The sequence below is a fragment of the Psychrobacter sp. JCM 18900 genome (genome assembly GCF_904846625.1).
Taxonomy (GTDB): Bacteria; Pseudomonadota; Gammaproteobacteria; order Pseudomonadales; family Moraxellaceae; genus Psychrobacter.
On record NZ_CAJHBL010000007.1, the window covers coordinates 125,000 to 142,327 of the forward strand.

Consider the following 17,328-nt stretch of genomic DNA (forward strand, 5'->3'; position numbering starts at 1 on the left):
ACTCATATAAACCCACAATAAAGACTCGCCATTATGTCAAATTCTATCGATAGTAGCGCTACACAACCAGTCTCACCGACTGATTATGCAAAATTTGATCCCAATACGATTCATCAAAGGCTCAATACGTCACTAAGTCATCCGCAGCTCAATACCGATGGCAGTATCCGGCATTTCTTAGGTGTTGAAGGGCTTAATAAAGCACAGCTCAAAGCTATTATCGCAAAAGCAGAGACTTTCTTTGATGATAATGGACAGCTAATCAATCGTCCTGAGTTAGACGGTTATACGGTCATGAATTTGTTTTTTGAACCATCGACTCGTACCCGGACGACATTCGAGGTGGCAGAAAAACGCTTGGGTGCCAATGTACTCAATATCGATATCGAACGTTCGAGCACCAAAAAAGGCGAGAGTCTGCGTGATACGCTGTGGAATCTACAGGCAATGACCGCAGATATCTTTGTAGTACGCCATTCAGCATCAGGTGCTGCGCATTTTATGGCAACAGAAGTCACGCCTGATATCGCAATCATTAATGGCGGTGATGGCTGGCATGCGCATCCTACTCAAGGAATGCTCGACATGTTGACCATTCACCGTGAGGCACCGCGTCCATTCGAAGAGTTGTCTATCGCGATCGTTGGTGATATTAAGCATTCACGCGTAGCACGCTCTGATATCAGTGCCTTGCAAACACTAGGTGTGACAGATATTCGTGTTTGTGCGCCGCGCACTTTATTGCCTAAAGGCATTGAGCGTTTTGGTGTGCAGGTGTACGAAAATATGGATGATTGTGTCACTGATTGTGATGTGATCATGGGATTAAGAATCCAAAATGAGCGTATCGGTTCGCCGCTATTGGCATCATCAAGTGAATATTACAAGCATTATGGGATCACGCCAGAGCGGGTAGCTCTCGCTAAACCTGATGCATTGGTGATGCATCCAGGGCCGATGAATCGTGGTGTTGAGATTGCCTCTAGTGTGGCTGATGGCGCACAATCCGTTATCTTAAAGCAGGTAAATAACGGCATTGCCATTCGTATGGCGGTCTTATCGCTTGCGATGGAAGGTCAGCGTGCTCATCAAGCGGCTGGCAAGTAACAGCCTGCCGCGCGACTTATTCTCATTTATTTCATTTTATTGATACGGTAATAACGTTATGTCTACCATGCTTAATACTGATGCACCCATTCTTGACCATTTACCAAAAGCATTTAAAGATGCATTGCCGCAAACTGCAACAGAAAAACTATCTACACTCGATTCTGACCGTGAGATGTGGTTATTACCACCACTAGTAGATCTATGCGCGCGCCTGCGTGAGCCAGGCCAGCAGCAACACGGCACGCTAAAATCAGAAGGCAGCGCTGCTCGTGGTAATGGCTTTTTGCATGTAGTGACGCCGCCTGATACCAATCCTATTTTAGAAAATGGTTCACTTTTGAAAGGTTTACGTGAGCGCGCCTTGAGTGATGGCGGGATTTACTTGCATATTTTGGGTGCATTGACCACAGGGTTAGAGGGCGAACGACCGTCTAATATCGCAGGGCTCAAGAAGGGCGGCTGTATCGCAGTATCTAATGCGCGTAGACCTTTTCGCAATGACTTAGTATTGCTACGCACACTAGAATACGCAGCAACCTTTGGCATGAAGGTATTCTTTTATCCTGATGAGCCAAGTCTGTCTGGAGATGGGGTGGCACATGAGGGCTATATTGCTTCTTATCATGGACTGCAGGGGATTCCTTGGATTGCAGAAACTGTTGCGTTGTCTACGCAGCTACTGATGGTGGAAGAGACCGGAATCGCTGCTCATTTTAGCCAGTTATCCTGTAAGTCCTCTATCGAGCTTATGCGCTGGGCAAAAGACAAAGGTCTGCCTGTTACGTGTGATGTTGCGATGCATCAGCTTTACTTAACCGATGATAACTTGGAAGGATTTAATGCTCAGGCGTACGTGTTGCCACCACTGCGTAGTAATACAGATCAGCAGGCAATCCGCCGTGGGTTAAAGGATGGCACTATCGACGCTATCTGTAGTCATCACGAGCCACTGAATAGTACCGCCAAAAAAGCACCATTTGCTGAGAGTACGCCAGGTATCTCAAACTTCGATACCTTTATGGCGCTAGCATGTCAGCTGGTAAATGATGAGGTATTAACACTCTCGCAACTGGTAGACAAAATCTGCCTGAATCCTGCAAAAATCGCAGGTATTAGCGAGCAGTACGAAGCGATTGGCGGTGCAGTATTGGTCGATCCTAACCTTGAGTGGCAAGTAACCGCGCAATCTATGCTATCGAGTGGTAAGAACACACCGTTTTTCAATCAGCAGTTGCAAGGACGTGTTGTGGAGACATTCTTTGGCTAATTTGCCCCAACAGGATGACCGTCTGCCGCCATCCTCGAAGGATAAAGGGGTTACCATGAATGGTCAGCAAGAAAAATCGCGCAGTACGGCGAGTGAGTCTATCAAAGCAGTGGCCATTTATGAGGTAGTGAAAGGTATTGGTGCGTTACTAGGAGCAGGGGCATTATGGTGGTGGCATACCAATCTTGAGCATTGGCTGACGACGGCAACCGTTACTTGGCAGCGCAGCTTCGGCCATATGCTTGCCCCGCAAATCGATAGTGCCGTACGTATTGCTCAGCAGGCAAGTAAAAACTGGCCGATGTTTTTATTATTGATATTTGCTTACGCCAGTTTGCGCTTCCTAGAAGCTTATGGTTTATGGCATGACAAAACATGGGCGTATTGGTTTGGGGTATTAGGCTACGGGGTATTTATTCCTATAGAAATCTACTATCTGATCGTTAGCCCATTTGACTGGTTTAAGCTTGGAATATTGGTTTCTAATCTGCTCATTATTATTGTGGTTTATCGTAATATGAAACGAAAGGGCTTGATATAACGTTTAAATTTAAGTCAAAAAATCCAGCATAAGACAAGTATCTCATGCTGGATTTTTTGTCAAGAAAGTGACATTGTATGAGCCACAGCTTTTCAGTAAGTCAAATAAGCGTGATAACAGTTAGAAAGAAGTCAGTAATTGTGTATTATCTCTATATCGTTCTAATCGTTTCAGCTTCAAGCCATATATATTTGTCTTTTATCTTTTGAGAAATAGAAGATGAAATGATCTTTTGAATTTTTGGTAAAATTTCAGTTTGGGCTTTTCTAGCAGATTCAAGCTGTTTATTTTCCGAAAGAGCTAACGAGCTTGCAGTTGTTATATAACGTAAGCAAGTAGGTAGAGAGAAATAGCTATATTTATCATCTACCTCAATTAGAGAATCAAAAATACTGAAAGTACTAGTTTCTCGAAAAAGGTCTATGCAATGCTGATCAAAAATTATTCTTGGTGTGTTGGCCTCTTTTGACTCTAAAAAATATGCTCGATTCATAGCTGGTCCAAAAAGGGGACCGTTGTCTTTATGAACTAGTTTCCCTACTGTTATTCCCCCACGAATTAATATTGAGTATTTATCCCATAACTCGACACTTAGTTTAGATAAAATTTCGAGTATGGATTGTGAAGCAATAACATTGTCAGCATCTGCTGACAATACTAAGCTATCTGAAAAATATGAAATAGTTACATGGTGAGCATTATTCATCCCTTTATTCATCATAGCTATAATGTTTTTTAATCCAATGAGTTCACTTGTAGGTATGCTCTCTTCATTAATTGAAACATACATTGACTCTTGAAGTTTGTCAGGACTCATAGAAAGTAGCGTATCTAGAATACTTTGGGCAATCTCAGGTGCATTTTCACTATTTTCTACTAAAGCGCCAAATCCTAATATGTCAATAAAGGCTATAAATTTATTCTGATACATAAAGCTTTAATCCTATTGTATTGAGTCTATTAGTTATAGTGAACTGATTATACGCCACTCTGCATCTCCACTGTTTTTTCATCCTTACGAATGCTTTTAGCGACTTTACCGACGCTTAGACCTTGTACCAAGATGGAGAATATCACCACTGCATAAGTGAGTGCCAATAAAATCTCTCGTTCAGCCCCGATTGGTAGCTGTAATACTAATGCGACCGAGATACCACCGCGTAAACCGCCCCACGTCAGAACTTTCCATGCGCCCGTAGGCAAATCAAGCTGACTATGAAAGGTCTTGGTCGTCATACCTACCACGATAAATCGAGCAATCAGTGCAATCAAAATCGTCAAACCACTCGCGATAAATAAATTGCCTGAATAAGCAATCATCACCACTTCTAGACCGATGAGTACAAACAAAATGGCATTTAAAATCTCATCAATCAATTCCCAAAACAAATCAATATAGTGCCGTGTCTTGTCACTCATGGCTAGCTCGCGACCACGATTACCAACCATTAGGCCCATCATGACCATGGCGAGTGGCCCTGATAAGTGCCAATGACTGGCCAGCGCATAGCCACCGATGACGCCTGCTAATGTTAATAGCACCTCTTCTTGATAGCTATCAATGCTTTTGAGCAAGTAGTACAAAATCGCACCAAGTACCAGTCCGAAAACAACGCCGCCACCAGCTTCAACCGCCAAAGTATGTGCAACGTAGTTGGCAGTAGGAATATCACCGCTAGATAAAATCCCTAGCAGTAGGACGAAGATGACCACGCCGATGCCATCATTGAACAATGATTCACCAGCGATGACGGTCTCGATACTCTTTGGAGCGCCTGCTGACGACAAAATACCCATTACAGCAATAGGATCGGTAGGGGAGATAAGCGCACCAAATAACAGGCACCAGAGAAACGGTAAGCCGAAACCGAATAGCGGCAGCATAAAGTAAATCGCGGTCGCAATGAGCATCGCCGATATGACCGTGCCAAGACCCGCAAGGATGCCGATAGGTAACTTGTAGCGTCTTAAGTCACCAATATTAACGTGTAATGCACCTGCGAATAGCAACATCGATAGCATGCCGTCTAAGAGCACTTCGGTAAAATCAAGTTGCTCCAATAAACTGACTTCGTAATCAATCAGCTGATCAAACCCTAAGAAGCCCAAAAATATCGCGCCGATTGACAATAAGATAGAGATGACCATGACACCGATAGTGGTCGGCAGACCAATAAAACGGTGATTAATATAAGTTAACGAAGCAGTAATCGACAAAAATATGGCGCTGATTTCTAGTATGGTGAGGCTGGTTGCAGATGCCATAAAAAGTAGGTCTCATATGAATATAAAAAGTATCTAAAGCGCAGGGCTTATAGGGATGTTATAAGTGTTGTTGGCTATAGGGGTTGTGATTATAAGTAATGTGTTTATAAAGACTGATATTGCCATCTATTTAAACAGTTAATTGGTCATATCATTAACTAGACTGTGTCTGTAACGCTTGACGAATATCCGCTTCAAACTCACTCACGTAATTAAAATGCTTGTGCTGCGCATCGTTATCAAGGATAAATTGCTTGGCTTGTTCGCACATAGCGACCAAGTCATCGACCAGCTCTTGATAATTTAAATTCTCTTCACCAGCGTGCTGAATCAGATGCAATTCATGTAATAGCGTTTGCTGCTGTGCGCTGTTAACCCGTGCATAGTTCAAATTGACCATTGCCTGACATAATGCTTTTAAGACCATGAGGTCAGCAGCTGCATAACGACGTATCTCACCGAGTGATACATTGATAAAGTCAGAAATCTTTGGGATATGAGTGACTAGTGCCAATATGGCCAGTCGCTTCTGTTTGATAGTAGTTTCAGAGCTATCGTTAGTGTCTGACTGCGGTATGTGAAAATGATAAGGGCTTGGTGGCTGACGACGCATCATGATACTCAAACAACTGGTTAAAGATTGGACGCAATTGACCGCAGTCTTTGGATCATTGATACCAGGGGATAACGCGCGTACAGCAATCTCCGTCATCTGACCTAAGCTATAGGCAATGTCGTTAGAGTGCGCCAATCGTTGCTCAAGTCGTAGGCAACCTGCAAGACGTTGCCAAAACAGTCCATCAGGCGCTCTTGGTATCACTGCCAGATGTGGGGTCGCTGTCTTCTTTTGATTATTTGGATGAGATGCAGGCCGCTGATAAAAGTAACCAATGACGTTTTTGTCAGTGACGTAATTACCGAGGTTGACATGCATTTGTACCACGCCACCATAATCTTGTGACAGCGCAATCAATGACTCAAGATAAATCTGCTGTAGATAACCTGAATTTGGTGAATAAATCGGCATAGCAGGCCAGTTTTGGAACTGCTCGATATCATGGTGCTCAGCATCGCGTTGATGTTGAATATCACATCGATCGTTATACCAATAGTAAATGTTTGCAATTGCATCGTTGCTAGCATTTTGAATGACATGTGACGCCTGAATAGCATGCACCATATGCTGTACAAAATAAACCAAGAGCAGCGCACAGATAATCGCCATGATAATAGCAAAGGTCACTGCCAATTGCGGCACACCAAAAGCTACGTCAGACTTATGGATAGACTTCAATACCAGTAAGCTATAGCTAAATGTACCGATAAAAGCGCCAAGGACAAACTGGTTTGGAGTGTCAGTCAAAAAGTTACGTAGCAGTCTTGGACCAAACTGTGAGGATGCCATCGACAGGACGGCGATTGTAATCGAAAATGTCGTACCTGCCACGCCCAGTACCGCACCAGCGATAGCTGTCATAATCGCGCGCGCCGCTTCGTCATCACCAGTAAAGGCAAAGGAGATCTCTTTTACCGTTTCACGATCAAAGTTTTGGTCAATCGCGACTAGTAAAGGAGCAAGTAAAATACCGACGATGACACAAGCGGTTGGGATAAACCAATAAGAGCCAATCAGCCACTGCCACAAGTTATTTAAACGATCAGGCAAGTCGGTCAGCGTTTGTATTGACCACAACTTAGTGAACTGCTTAAGCCTGTTTTGACCTGCATTGATCGTACGTATCCAGATGCTGTCTCCATCATTTTTATTCACTGTGATGAGCCTTAGGGTTATCTGCTTCTGTAATAATAGCGCTTTTATGCGCACGTCTGGTCATATCTGTTTCAGTATGATTCTCACTAGTCCCTAAAGGTATGATGGCTTCATTGTCGTGATCATCATATTCAATAGCACTGTCTTTGTCATAAGCCATAGGCTCTAGGTGCGGTGATGCTTCTAGATGTGGATTATTACCGTTGTAAGCACTCTCATTATGTCTATCTAGATTATCATGTCGTTGTACGTTTTCAGTGGCGGCAGAGGTTTTTCTAAATAGTTTACGGTCATCGCCATGCTTACTGTTAGATTGTTTACGCGGTTCGCTATTAGCAAAGATAGCATTTAGCGGCAGATGCAATTGCTGTTTGGCATATGCTTCGGTGTTTTCAAAGCGTTTTACCAATAAACTTAGCCAAGGCTTTTGACCTTCTAATCTCATCTCATCCAACTCGTCCTTGATAGGAAGTGGATAGGGCAAGGTACGATAAAAGTCCCATAACGTCATCCTACTCAGGTCTCTTTTGAGCACATAGTCATCATCATCCGTCATGGTAATCAGATTGCTGTCTTGCAGGTAGTTGATATAGGTATACCATTTCGGTAGCTCTTTGCGACCTAAGACATTGCGCAGTGCTTGTTCGCTAACGGCTTCACCTTTTAAGTGGTGGGTATAGACCAAGTTCAACATATCTAGCAAGCTGAGTAACGGGTGACGAGGGTAGACTTCTTCTGTCTCAAAAATGGTCAAGGTATAGCTGATTTCAACGCCTAATAAAATCAAATTCCACGACAGATAAATCCATAGTAGAAAGATAGGCAAGGCGGCAAAAGCGCCGTAAATCGCTTCGTAGCTGGTAAAGTTAGCCATCACTGTACCAAACAGATGCTTCATTAATTCAAAGACAATAGCCACAAACACGCCAGCGATAGCTGCGTTCTTTGCTGGTACGCGCGCCTTTGGAATAAACCAGTACATACCGATAAAGCCCGCCATCGTAATACCAATCGATGCCATTTGTACCCAAAAGCTCCAGTCGATACCGTAGCCTGCAATTTGACGATTAAGAAAACTCAGACTTTGTACGGTACTTGAAGCGATAAAAGCGGTACCCAACACCAGCGGTCCCAACGTAACAATGGTCCAATAACGCAGCATGCTTTTGATGCCACCAGAGCGGTCTTCTACTCGCCAAATCTGGTTAAACGCGCGTTCAATAGTGGTCAAGGTCATGATAGTCGTAAAGAATAAAATCATGGCACCGATAATGGTTAGGTTGGATGACTTTTCGGCAAAGCTATTAATATACTCGCTAACTTGCATGCTCGATTGCGGCAACAGATTGCTATAAATGACGTCATAAATCTGAGCTCTAACCGATGCGAGTGCTGGTACAGATGACAAAATCATTAGTAATACCGTCAACACAGGTACGATCGACAGCATAGTGGTGTACGTCAGTGAAGCCGCCTTTTGCTGGCAATTATCTTCAAAAAAATGCCGAGTCAAAAACCGTAAAAACTGAAACCAGCGCTGCTGTAAAAACGGGAGTTTTTGAGATAATTTTTCCATGTCGACCATTAAGCAAAAGTAAGAGTGACAATAGTGTAACAAAGATGAACGGTTATCATCTGCGGTTTAATTGTGTCAAAATGCACCATGTAGCACATCAGATACAATATAAGTCAGGTTATCAATCATGGTTATTTGCATGACAGTGAATGACTCGGGCATAATGTGCACATATTCTACAATGCCAGTTAGTCGTATATTTCGCCGCATTTTTGGTGGCTAGTATGGTTAACAATTTTATAAGGAAGCTTTGCTAATGAGTCAGACCGACCCTTATGTTTTGGTGCTTTATTATTCTAATTACGGTACGACTAAGACATTAGCATATGCTATCGCGCAAGGTGTTGAAGATGCTGGCATGACCGCGCGTATCCGTACGGTACCGACAGTGGCACCTGAAACCACGTCAAGCAAGCCTGCGATACCTGATGAGGGCGACTTATACTGTACGATGGACGATCTAAAAGACTGTAGCGGTCTAGCGCTTGGTAGCCCAACGCACTTTGGTAATATGGCCGCACCCATGAAGTATTTTTGGGATAATACCGTGACCCTATGGCTGGCAGGGAATCTACAAAACAAACCAGCCTCAGTGTTTACGGCGACAGGTTCCATGCATGGCGGTCAAGAAACGACGTTGTTGACGATGATGTTGCCGTTGATGCATCACGGTATGGTCATCGTAGGTGTGCCCTATGCAGAGCCAGCACTGAATCGTACTCATCGCGGCGGCACGCCTTACGGTGCCAGCCATGTCAGCGGTGCATCGCATGATCAGCCTATATCTACTGACGAGCGAGATTTGGGTATTGCGCAGGGTCGCCGTTTAGCGATTACTGCAGCTGCATTAGCACAGGCTAATTGGGGCCGATAAGCAACTTTTATAAACCTGCTGTCTAGAATCGTCTGAGTCTCAAAGTCTATGATTCAATGCTTGTAACCACTCAGTTATAAGCATGCACTAACTATTCATATTCAGCAGTATATTATTCATTTAGGAAATCAAAATATCTAATGGCCACAACCCGCTCTCATACAAAGCCTCTTAAAACGGTTAAGCCTATCGCACCTATTGCACAGCGCTTAAAGGTTACGTGGTTAATTTGGCTCGTTTATAGACTGCTCGGATTGCCTATCTTTATTAGTATCTTTAATCCTAGTAGCCCTGATATCGTTGGCGGTATTGCTTGGCAGGCGTTATGGCTAGTGCCAGCATTGATTTTGACGCCATGGATATTGCGTGGTCGTTCACCTTATGCATTGTTGATAAGTAGTATGTTTACCCTAGTATATTTGGGCGCGAGTGGTGTGGTGCTGTTTACACGTATATATGGCAGTAGCTGGGCGGAGATAGTGGTTTATTTGCTTGATTTTGTCCTACTGCTTGCCATCAATGTTTGGCTGTTTATTTTGCTTAAACGCCTGCCTTCGATGAATAACGTTGTGAAGAAACCTCGTCAATAATTGAACTTACCTGAAGCCTAATAAGTTATACCTATCGATCTAAAACCATAAAAAAGCGGCGCCCCATCTGGAGCGCCGCTTTTTTGTTTATAACTTTCAAGATAAGTAGATTAATTAATCTTAGTTAATTCTAAATCCATTTTCTTACCATCGTTAATTTGGCTAACTTTAACTGGCATATAGTCCAAGCTTGGGGCTAACCAAAAGCTGGTAGAGCGGCTATCGTCATCGTGGACGCGGTCAACACGTACCGTATCAAAGGTACCCGCTGGTACGGTAATTTTAGTGCTGCCTGATTTTTTAAATGGCGTCTTCTCGATTTTGTCTTTTTTTGCCATGTAGTAATTACCAGAGAACTTACCGTTTAATAAATCCTGACGAATCTGTACCTCAAGGCTCAAATCATCAAAGGCTTGTTGCGACATGTTCATAGTCGTCGACTTGCCCTTATAGTTACTGGTGACTTTTTTGCTGCTTGGGTTAAAGTCTAGTTTATGTGTGCGACCCATGCCAAGTAGTTTGTACGTAGTGCTTGCCTGCGTGGGACTGACATTATTACCATTAAGTATAAAAGTGCTGTTTTGCGAGGCACTAGCCACACCAGCGACGCGAGCCTTAACGTTATATTTCCACGTATTACCAGATTTGCTTAGCGTACGAGTTGCTGTGCCTTTGTATTTGTCCTCAACGGTAAAACTATAATCGGCAGTTGATGGTTGAACGGTTTTTGCGCTGGCAAGGGTAGGTGCGGTCATACTCAAAGCTCCAACGGTAGAGATACTGATGCCTGTTACTAAGGCAGATAAAAATTTAGATGGACTGCGTTTTGCGTTATTAGCATTATCAACAGTGTCGCTTGATGACTTTTTGTGCATTGATGAAAAACTCATAGATACCCCTTCATTAATTTATTGCCGATATAGCAATTTTTTTCGTTCGTTCTTATTATGTTTACCAGACCTATAATGGTCATACGCTGTTACATTTTCAAGCGTGGTGTCATACCGCTTCGTGTAGAGCTTGTAGCAAATGTTTCTATAGTTAATTTAGCATTGGTCAAAATATAAATTCAGCTCGTCAATATCTTTAAATACTTCTACTTCTTGTCCTTTATCTAACTAGCATATCGACTCTATTAAACGTAAAGCATCGATATGAGATGTTGGTTGATCAATTTCTGCAAAATAATCTTGTAAATTTTTGGGCTTTACACTTGAACCGAACTCACCTTGCCCCCACTTTTTGTTACAAGCTCAAGGCTTATCTATAAAGCATTGTTTTTGGCAGTGTTTCCTATAGATACTGGTATTGAGACCATTAATTCAAATAAACCCTTAATTTTATTAACCAACTTTTGGAGTCATATCGATGAACATTCGTCCTTTACATGACCGTATTGTCGTCCGCCGCATAGAAGAAGAAACAAAGACTGCTGGTGGTATCTTGCTTCCTGGTTCAGCACAAGAGAAACCTTCACAAGGTGAAGTGCTTGCAGTTGGTAATGGTCAAGTTCGTGACAACGGTGAAACTCGTGCGTTAGATGTAAAAGCTGGCGACAAAGTTTTGTTCGGTCAATATGCTGGTCAAACCGTAAAGGTTGACGGTGAAGAACTATTGATTATGAAAGAGTCTGATGTATTGGGTGTGCTAGAAGGCTAGTCCTTTTGAGTATTATTTTATACTCAGCACATTTTGATAGCAGTTTCTAATAATCGCTTTTGATAAACAACTATCAAATCAATCAATTGTATTCTCATACTTATAATAGTGGAGTAATTTAACATGGCAAAAGACGTAAAATTCGGCATTGATGCCCGTAAACAGATGATGGACGGCGTAAACGTTCTAGCAAATGCAGTACGTGTAACACTAGGCCCTAAAGGTCGTAACGTTGTTATCGACAAATCATTTGGCGCACCTACCATCACTAAAGATGGTGTATCCGTTGCCAAAGAAATCGAGCTAGAAAACAAATTTGAAAATATGGGTGCACAGTTGGTACGTGAAGTGGCTAGTCGCACTAATGATGTCGCTGGTGATGGTACAACCACTGCGACTGTATTGGCTCAGTCAATCCTACAAGAAGGCATGAAGTCAGTGGCTGCCGGCATGAACCCAATGGATCTTAAGCGCGGTATCGACAAAGCAGTACGTGAAGCGGTTAAAGAAATCCATAAACTATCAACGCCAGCTGACGATCACAAAGCAATCGCTCAAGTTGGTTCTATCTCTGCAAACTCAGACACCAAAATCGGTGAGCTGATCTCGCAAGCGATGGAAAAAGTAGGCAAGCAAGGCGTTATCACTGTTGAAGAAGGTTCAAGCTTCGAAGATACCCTAGAAGTTGTAGAAGGTATGCAGTTTGACCGTGGTTATATCAGTCCATACTTTGCTAACAAGCAAGACAGCTTAACTGCTGAATTTGAAAACCCATATATCTTGTTGGTTGACAAAAAAATCAGCAACATCCGTGAGATCGTGCCATTACTTGAGCAAGTAATGCAGCAGAGTAAGCCATTGCTAATCATCGCTGAAGATGTAGAAAACGAAGCGTTGGCAACACTAGTTGTAAACAACATGCGTGGCGGCTTGAAAACTTGTGCCGTTAAAGCACCAGGTTTCGGCGATCGTCGTAAAGCAATGCTAGAAGACATCGCAACGCTAACTGGCGGTACTGTAATCTCTGAAGAGATTGGCCTAAGCTTAGAGACTGCTACTCTAGAGCAACTTGGTACTGCTAAGAAAGTGACTGTCGGTAAAGAAAACACCGTTATCGTTGATGGCGCTGGCAACAAAGCTGACATCGAAAACCGTGTTGAGTCTATCAACCGTCAAATCGAAGAGTCTACTTCTGACTATGATAAAGAAAAGCTACAAGAGCGTGTTGCTAAATTAGCAGGTGGCGTAGCAGTAATCAAAGTCGGCGCAGCAACTGAAACTGAAATGAAAGAGAAGAAAGACCGTGTTGACGATGCGCTACATGCAACTCGTGCAGCGGTTGAAGAAGGCGTTGTACCTGGCGGCGGTGTTGCCTTAGTTCGTGCGATGAATGCATTGTCTGAACTACGCGGTGACAACGATGATCAAAACGCTGGTATGAACATCCTACGTCGCGCGATGGAAGCACCACTACGTCAAATCGTAACCAACGCTGGCGAAGAAGCTTCAGTTGTGGTCAACGAAGTGAAGAGTGGCAGTGGTAACTACGGTTACAACGCAGCGACTGGCGAATATGGCGATATGCTAGAGATGGGTATCCTTGATCCAGCTAAAGTTGCTCGTTCAGCGCTAGAAAATGCAGCATCTGTTGCAGGCCTAATGCTAACGACTGAAGTTATGATCACTGATTTACCGCAAGGTGATGACGGTATGGCTGCTATGGGCGGTGGTGCTGGAATGGGCGGTATGGGTGGAATGGGCGGCATGATGTAATTTTACTTCTGCTGCAAAGCGATTTATCTTTGTCAGATACGCTCAATGTACAACAAGTACTATTTTTGCTTATCTTCCTCGATAAATCGCTTTTCGCTAAAAGTATGATTTTATCATGAAGTCTATTTGACTATTGAAAGCTCTGTTATCGAAAGATAGCAGGGCTTTTTTTATGGGATTTAATATAGTAACTGTGAAAGTCTTATTTAAATTATTCAACATAAAACCCCGATAGGCTATGGCTTATCGGGGTTTTTATATACTAAAACATTGTTTTTAGAGAAATTAAACTTAGTAAAGTTAGGTCATCTAGATGTTATATTATAGGTTTTTAACTCAGAATATTTTAACTGTTCGTCAAAATTCTTACTTTAAATTTATATAAAGGTGGAGTATTACCTAAGAAAGTTCACATACTGTTTTCGATATATCCGCATGTACAGTATCAGGTACAATGGGTTCAACAAAGCTACTGAATTTCAAGTCTCCTTGATAAATACCATCTTTTGAATACATAATGCCCGACACATTGATAGCAGAACTTTTTGAGCAATAGAATTTAGTTTGAATTTGATCATAGTCCCCGTTATTTCTTACAACACGCCACCACACTTTTGTATGTGTTTCCGCAAAATCTAGACCGCCATGTTTATAACGTAAGGGCTCGTACTGACTATATTTTTTAATAGTATCTATATTAAGATAGTAATCAAAACCCGAGACAGAATGCCCTACAAAAAACCAAGGAGAACTTTTACTATCCTCTATCACTGCCTGTTCAGCATCTATCACTGCCTGATCCATATCTTCTAATTGTTGAATGGCTAATGCATTAGTGGCACACAAAAACATTAAAAATGTTAGTGAAATTACGGGCGTATTTTTCAATCTCATTTTTATCTTCCTCATTTATATTGCTAGGCATCATACAATTACAGTAGTTAATTAAGCCCTTACCTCCAACCTGAAGTATGGTAAATTATTATGCTGGCTTAATTATTCAATCTACCTCTGATCCGCCGTATCCCGTCTAAAAACCCAAGTCTTATCATCAGACACTTCTTTATCATAGCAATGTTCTGTCAAATCCAAATGAACTTATTATGGGTCTTGCTACTCACAAATGATCGAACGAGACATTATTTTCTTAATCAGTATAGAAGAATCTCATACAAAAATAGGTAGAGTCGTCTTATTGATTACCTTTCTTACCGATAAATGAGTGTGAATGTCTTTTACGCTAGCAAGCTTGTGTAGCTTACGGGTGAACCGCTCATAACCATCGAGATTGGGGCTCACCACTTCTAATAAATAATCGTAAGAACCCGATACCACATGTCCATTAATCACCTCGTCCATATTGGAAAGGGCACGCTCGAAGGCTGCGATAGATTCTTCTTGGTGGCTGTTGAGACTGACTTCCACAAAGAAACTCATCGCAATACCCGCTTTGGCTTTATTTACGTTTGCTTGATAGTTCTCTATATAACCTTCATCTTCCAAACGTTTTAGGCGTCGCGCGCAAGGAGAAGGCGACAGCCCTATACGTTCGGACAATTCCGCCGTAGATAAGCGCGCTTCTTTTTGGAGCACTTCCAAGATATGGCGATCGATTTTGTCCATAATTTACCTTTTGGCTTTTTATGCCAATAATTTTTATTTAGTTAGCATTATCCACCAAATATTCGCAAAATTGCAATGAATAAATAGAGATAAAAGCGCGTATTTTAATCGATAATTGGTCTTTGTATACCAGCATAAGACACGACTATGAATACGATATTCCATCCCTCATCGCGCAAAAATCCTTTGTTTGTAATGTCGCCACTAACCAAAGGCTATGTGGCGATGAGCGTCGTATTATTGATTTGGTCAGGCTTTGCGTTGACTGTACGAGCGGTTGGAGCATCGTCGCTAACTATTGCCGATGTCATGCTTATTCGCTTTAGTGTACCGCTGGTTTTGTTGACTCCTTGGGTACTCTCTAGTTTGAATGAAGTCAAAAACATAAGACTGCCAGATATCATGTTCGTTTTACTTGGTGGCGTGCCTTTTCTTTTATTAGCCGCTTTTGGTGCAAGTACAGTGCCAGCAGCTTACGTTGGTACTATTTTGACAGGTACGCCAGTCTTCTTTGCCGCAATATTGTCTTTTGTTTTTTATCGCCAGCGAATATCATTAAGAAAATTTGCCGCATTAATTCTTATTCTCTTCGGTATCGCTACTATGATTGGCGGGCGTGCACAGTCAATACCTAATAGTCTTCTGTACGGTGTGGGGTTATTACTGATGGCAAGCCTGATTTGGGCGGGTTATACCTTAGGGTTAAAAAGCACCAAACTGAGTCCAATAGCTATCGCGATCGTGCTCTCTTATACCTCGTTTTTTCTGACATTGATGATGGTTCTGTCTGGTATCGTGGAGACGAATATAGGGTCTGTATCTTTTGATGACGCGCTTCCGTTTATCCTAGTACAAGGACTTGGTGTAGGGGTAGTATCAACCATTGCGTTTTCTTATGCGGTTAAACAGCTAGGCTCCATTCGTACCTTATTACTTGGCTCTTTGTCACCCGGATTAACCGCTATACTGGCTACGCTGATACTCAATGAGTCTCTATCAGTTATTATGATATGCGGCATCGTACTCAGTACCATTGGTGTCATTTTGTCCAATCGAGCGCAATAAATTAATTAAGGAAGTATCATGATGTTAGATAATATGCCTGTTATCAATGGTGATCCACTGTGGGCATTGTTAGGTAGGTTTCGCGCTGACCAGCGTAAAAATAAAATAGATCTATTGGTTGGTGTCTATCGAGATGAGCATGGCAATACACCTGTGATGAAAACCGTGCAAGACGCAGAAATCCATCTTGCTCACCAAGCGCATTCAAAGGCTTACGGCATGTTATCGGGTAACGCTAATTTTAACCAGCAAATGGCAAAATTTGTACTGGGTGACAGTCCAAGTCTAAAAAACCAATGCACGATTCAGACGGTTGGGGCATCAGGGGCGCTACGACTCATTGCTGACTTTATCGCCACGCTCTCTCCAGATGCAACCGTTTGGATCAGTAACCCTGGCTATATCAATCATCGTCCGCTGATGGAAGGTGCTGGGTTAACGATTAATACGTATCCATGGCAAAATAAAAATGGTCAGTTAGATATTGATGCGTGTTTTGCCGCGCTAGAAAAAGCAAAAGAAGGAGACGTGTTGTTATTACATGCGTGCTGCCACAATCCTACCGGTATAGATCCTTCTTTAGAGCAGTGGCAACTGTTTTCTGATAAATGTAAACAGAAAAATATTGTCCCGTTTATTGATATGGCGTATCAAGGTTTTGGCGATGATCCTGATACCGATGCTGCAGGTCTTCGTCTAATGATCGAAGACGCTGACTTTGCATTTATCGCCGCCAGCTGTTCAAAAAATATGGGGCTGTACAACGAGCGTACGGGTATTGCTACGGTGATGACGACGAACCATGAGCGTCACGCAGATATACAGACACTTTTAGAAACCATCACACGTGCCAACTATTCTATGCCGCCCAATCACGGTGCCGCAGTGGCTTCTTATTTGCTAGACAAACCAGACGCTTGGCTAGTCGAGCTGGCAAGCTACCGTAGTAGGGTAGATACTATTCGCCAAGCATTAGGCGCAGCATTAAAAGATAGGGGTGCACCTGCAGAGTTTTTGGATATTTCGCATCAAAAAGGCATGTTTTCTCTATTACCGCTAACAGAGAGTCAAATGCTCATGTTGCAAGATGAGTTCGCTATCTATGGCATGCCAAATGGCAGAATCAATATTGCCGGTTTGAAAATGACGGAAATCCCTCAACTAGCGGACGCTATCATGTCGATTATTTCACGTTAGAGAATAATCTTTATAAC

The 17,328-nt window shown here is 42.5% G+C and carries 16 protein-coding genes; 9 read left to right on the top strand and 7 right to left on the bottom strand.

Going from position 1 to position 17,328, the window contains the following annotated elements; translation table 11 throughout:
* The first annotated feature begins 33 nt into the window (after positions 1-33).
* From JMX96_RS12730 to JMX96_RS12740, 3 genes are read left to right on the top strand one after another with little or no spacing between them, the layout of a single operon-like run.
* Entirely contained in the window at positions 34-1,107 is a 1,074-nt protein-coding gene (locus JMX96_RS12730) for an aspartate carbamoyltransferase catalytic subunit (protein WP_201569472.1), read from the top strand.
* 58 nt (positions 1,108-1,165) lie between these two features.
* The gene (locus JMX96_RS12735) at positions 1,166-2,377 is read left to right on the top strand and encodes a dihydroorotase (protein ID WP_179799546.1); all 1,212 of its coding nucleotides are present in this window, start codon (positions 1,166-1,168) and stop codon (positions 2,375-2,377) included.
* Between the two features lie 55 nt (positions 2,378-2,432).
* A complete protein-coding gene (locus JMX96_RS12740) occupies positions 2,433-2,918 on the top strand; it encodes a DUF2127 domain-containing protein (protein WP_370587262.1) in 486 nt (161 codons plus the stop codon).
* Between the two features lie 151 nt (positions 2,919-3,069).
* Here JMX96_RS12740 and JMX96_RS12745 read toward each other — a convergent pair whose 3' ends face one another.
* The 4 genes from JMX96_RS12745 to JMX96_RS12760 all read right to left on the bottom strand — a co-directional run bounded on the left by JMX96_RS12745 (position 3,070) and on the right by JMX96_RS12760 (position 8,530).
* Positions 3,070-3,849 (bottom strand): hypothetical protein, encoded by a 780-nt coding sequence (locus JMX96_RS12745; protein ID WP_201569476.1) that lies wholly within the window; start codon positions 3,847-3,849, stop codon positions 3,070-3,072.
* A gap of 47 nt (positions 3,850-3,896) precedes the next feature.
* The gene (locus JMX96_RS12750; RefSeq protein ID WP_201569478.1) at positions 3,897-5,183 is read right to left on the bottom strand and encodes a cation:proton antiporter; all 1,287 of its coding nucleotides are present in this window, start codon (positions 5,181-5,183) and stop codon (positions 3,897-3,899) included.
* Between the two features lie 154 nt (positions 5,184-5,337).
* Complete coding sequence (locus tag JMX96_RS12755) at positions 5,338-6,954, bottom strand: DUF2254 domain-containing protein (RefSeq protein ID WP_227677047.1); 1,617 nt, start codon at positions 6,952-6,954, stop codon at positions 5,338-5,340.
* Positions 6,947-8,530: a YihY/virulence factor BrkB family protein gene (locus JMX96_RS12760; RefSeq protein ID WP_201569480.1), complete on the bottom strand. Its 1,584-nt coding sequence runs from the start codon at positions 8,528-8,530 to the stop codon at positions 6,947-6,949. The genes JMX96_RS12755 and JMX96_RS12760 overlap by 8 nt, the downstream gene beginning before the upstream one ends.
* A 256-nt stretch (positions 8,531-8,786) precedes the next feature.
* On the opposite strand from JMX96_RS12760, the gene wrbA reads away from it, so the two are divergent.
* Together wrbA and JMX96_RS12770 are read left to right on the top strand one after the other, a co-directional pair.
* Positions 8,787-9,404 carry an NAD(P)H:quinone oxidoreductase gene (gene wrbA / locus JMX96_RS12765; protein WP_201569482.1) on the top strand — a complete coding sequence of 206 codons (618 nt, stop codon included), beginning with the start codon at positions 8,787-8,789 and terminating at the stop codon, positions 9,402-9,404.
* A gap of 140 nt (positions 9,405-9,544) precedes the next feature.
* The gene (locus tag JMX96_RS12770) at positions 9,545-9,994 is read left to right on the top strand and encodes a hypothetical protein (protein ID WP_201569484.1); all 450 of its coding nucleotides are present in this window, start codon (positions 9,545-9,547) and stop codon (positions 9,992-9,994) included.
* Positions 9,995-10,104: 110 nt separating this feature from the next.
* Here JMX96_RS12770 and JMX96_RS12775 read toward each other — a convergent pair whose 3' ends face one another.
* Positions 10,105-10,884 (bottom strand): DUF3108 domain-containing protein, encoded by a 780-nt coding sequence (locus tag JMX96_RS12775; protein WP_201569486.1) that lies wholly within the window; start codon positions 10,882-10,884, stop codon positions 10,105-10,107.
* Positions 10,885-11,362: 478 nt separating this feature from the next.
* Between JMX96_RS12775 and groES the strand changes: the two genes are divergently transcribed.
* On the top strand, positions 11,363-11,653 hold the full coding sequence (groES, locus tag JMX96_RS12780) for a co-chaperone GroES (protein WP_057758860.1): 291 nt from the start codon (positions 11,363-11,365) through the stop codon (positions 11,651-11,653).
* A 123-nt stretch (positions 11,654-11,776) separates the two neighbouring features.
* Positions 11,777-13,426, top strand: coding sequence for a chaperonin GroEL (gene groL / locus JMX96_RS12785; protein WP_101204842.1), 1,650 nt, complete (start codon positions 11,777-11,779; stop codon positions 13,424-13,426).
* A gap of 399 nt (positions 13,427-13,825) precedes the next feature.
* Here groL and JMX96_RS12790 read toward each other — a convergent pair whose 3' ends face one another.
* Both JMX96_RS12790 and JMX96_RS12795 read right to left on the bottom strand, forming a co-directional pair.
* A complete protein-coding gene (locus tag JMX96_RS12790) occupies positions 13,826-14,320 on the bottom strand; it encodes a hypothetical protein (RefSeq protein ID WP_201569488.1) in 495 nt (164 codons plus the stop codon).
* 273 nt (positions 14,321-14,593) lie between these two features.
* Entirely contained in the window at positions 14,594-15,049 is a 456-nt protein-coding gene (locus JMX96_RS12795) for an Lrp/AsnC family transcriptional regulator (RefSeq protein WP_057758867.1), read from the bottom strand.
* Positions 15,050-15,196: 147 nt separating this feature from the next.
* On the opposite strand from JMX96_RS12795, the gene JMX96_RS12800 reads away from it, so the two are divergent.
* Both JMX96_RS12800 and JMX96_RS12805 read left to right on the top strand, forming a co-directional pair.
* Positions 15,197-16,114, top strand: a complete 918-nt coding sequence (locus JMX96_RS12800) for a DMT family transporter (RefSeq protein ID WP_227677048.1) — start codon at positions 15,197-15,199, stop codon at positions 16,112-16,114.
* 18 nt (positions 16,115-16,132) lie between these two features.
* Complete coding sequence (locus JMX96_RS12805; RefSeq protein ID WP_201569490.1) at positions 16,133-17,311, top strand: aromatic amino acid transaminase; 1,179 nt, start codon at positions 16,133-16,135, stop codon at positions 17,309-17,311.
* The last annotated feature ends 17 nt before the right edge of the window (positions 17,312-17,328 follow it).

Bases quoted from the DNA above. Each gene is read 5' to 3' on its own strand.
- groL (WP_101204842.1), top strand. From the start codon at position 11,777: ATGGCAAAAGACGTAAAATTCGGCATTGATGCCCGTAAACAGATGATG.
- JMX96_RS12760 (WP_201569480.1), bottom strand. From the start codon at position 8,530: ATGGAAAAATTATCTCAAAAACTCCCGTTTTTACAGCAGCGCTGGTTT.
- JMX96_RS12750 (WP_201569478.1), bottom strand. From the start codon at position 5,183: ATGGCATCTGCAACCAGCCTCACCATACTAGAAATCAGCGCCATATTT.
- JMX96_RS12770 (WP_201569484.1), top strand. From the start codon at position 9,545: ATGGCCACAACCCGCTCTCATACAAAGCCTCTTAAAACGGTTAAGCCT.
- groES (WP_057758860.1), top strand. From the start codon at position 11,363: ATGAACATTCGTCCTTTACATGACCGTATTGTCGTCCGCCGCATAGAA.
- JMX96_RS12735 (WP_179799546.1), top strand. From the start codon at position 1,166: ATGTCTACCATGCTTAATACTGATGCACCCATTCTTGACCATTTACCA.
- JMX96_RS12800 (WP_227677048.1), top strand. From the start codon at position 15,197: ATGAATACGATATTCCATCCCTCATCGCGCAAAAATCCTTTGTTTGTA.
- wrbA (WP_201569482.1), top strand. From the start codon at position 8,787: ATGAGTCAGACCGACCCTTATGTTTTGGTGCTTTATTATTCTAATTAC.
- JMX96_RS12790 (WP_201569488.1), bottom strand. From the start codon at position 14,320: ATGAGATTGAAAAATACGCCCGTAATTTCACTAACATTTTTAATGTTT.
- JMX96_RS12805 (WP_201569490.1), top strand. From the start codon at position 16,133: ATGATGTTAGATAATATGCCTGTTATCAATGGTGATCCACTGTGGGCA.
- JMX96_RS12730 (WP_201569472.1), top strand. From the start codon at position 34: ATGTCAAATTCTATCGATAGTAGCGCTACACAACCAGTCTCACCGACT.
- JMX96_RS12740 (WP_370587262.1), top strand. From the start codon at position 2,433: ATGAATGGTCAGCAAGAAAAATCGCGCAGTACGGCGAGTGAGTCTATC.
- JMX96_RS12745 (WP_201569476.1), bottom strand. From the start codon at position 3,849: ATGTATCAGAATAAATTTATAGCCTTTATTGACATATTAGGATTTGGC.
- JMX96_RS12775 (WP_201569486.1), bottom strand. From the start codon at position 10,884: ATGAGTTTTTCATCAATGCACAAAAAGTCATCAAGCGACACTGTTGAT.
- JMX96_RS12795 (WP_057758867.1), bottom strand. From the start codon at position 15,049: ATGGACAAAATCGATCGCCATATCTTGGAAGTGCTCCAAAAAGAAGCG.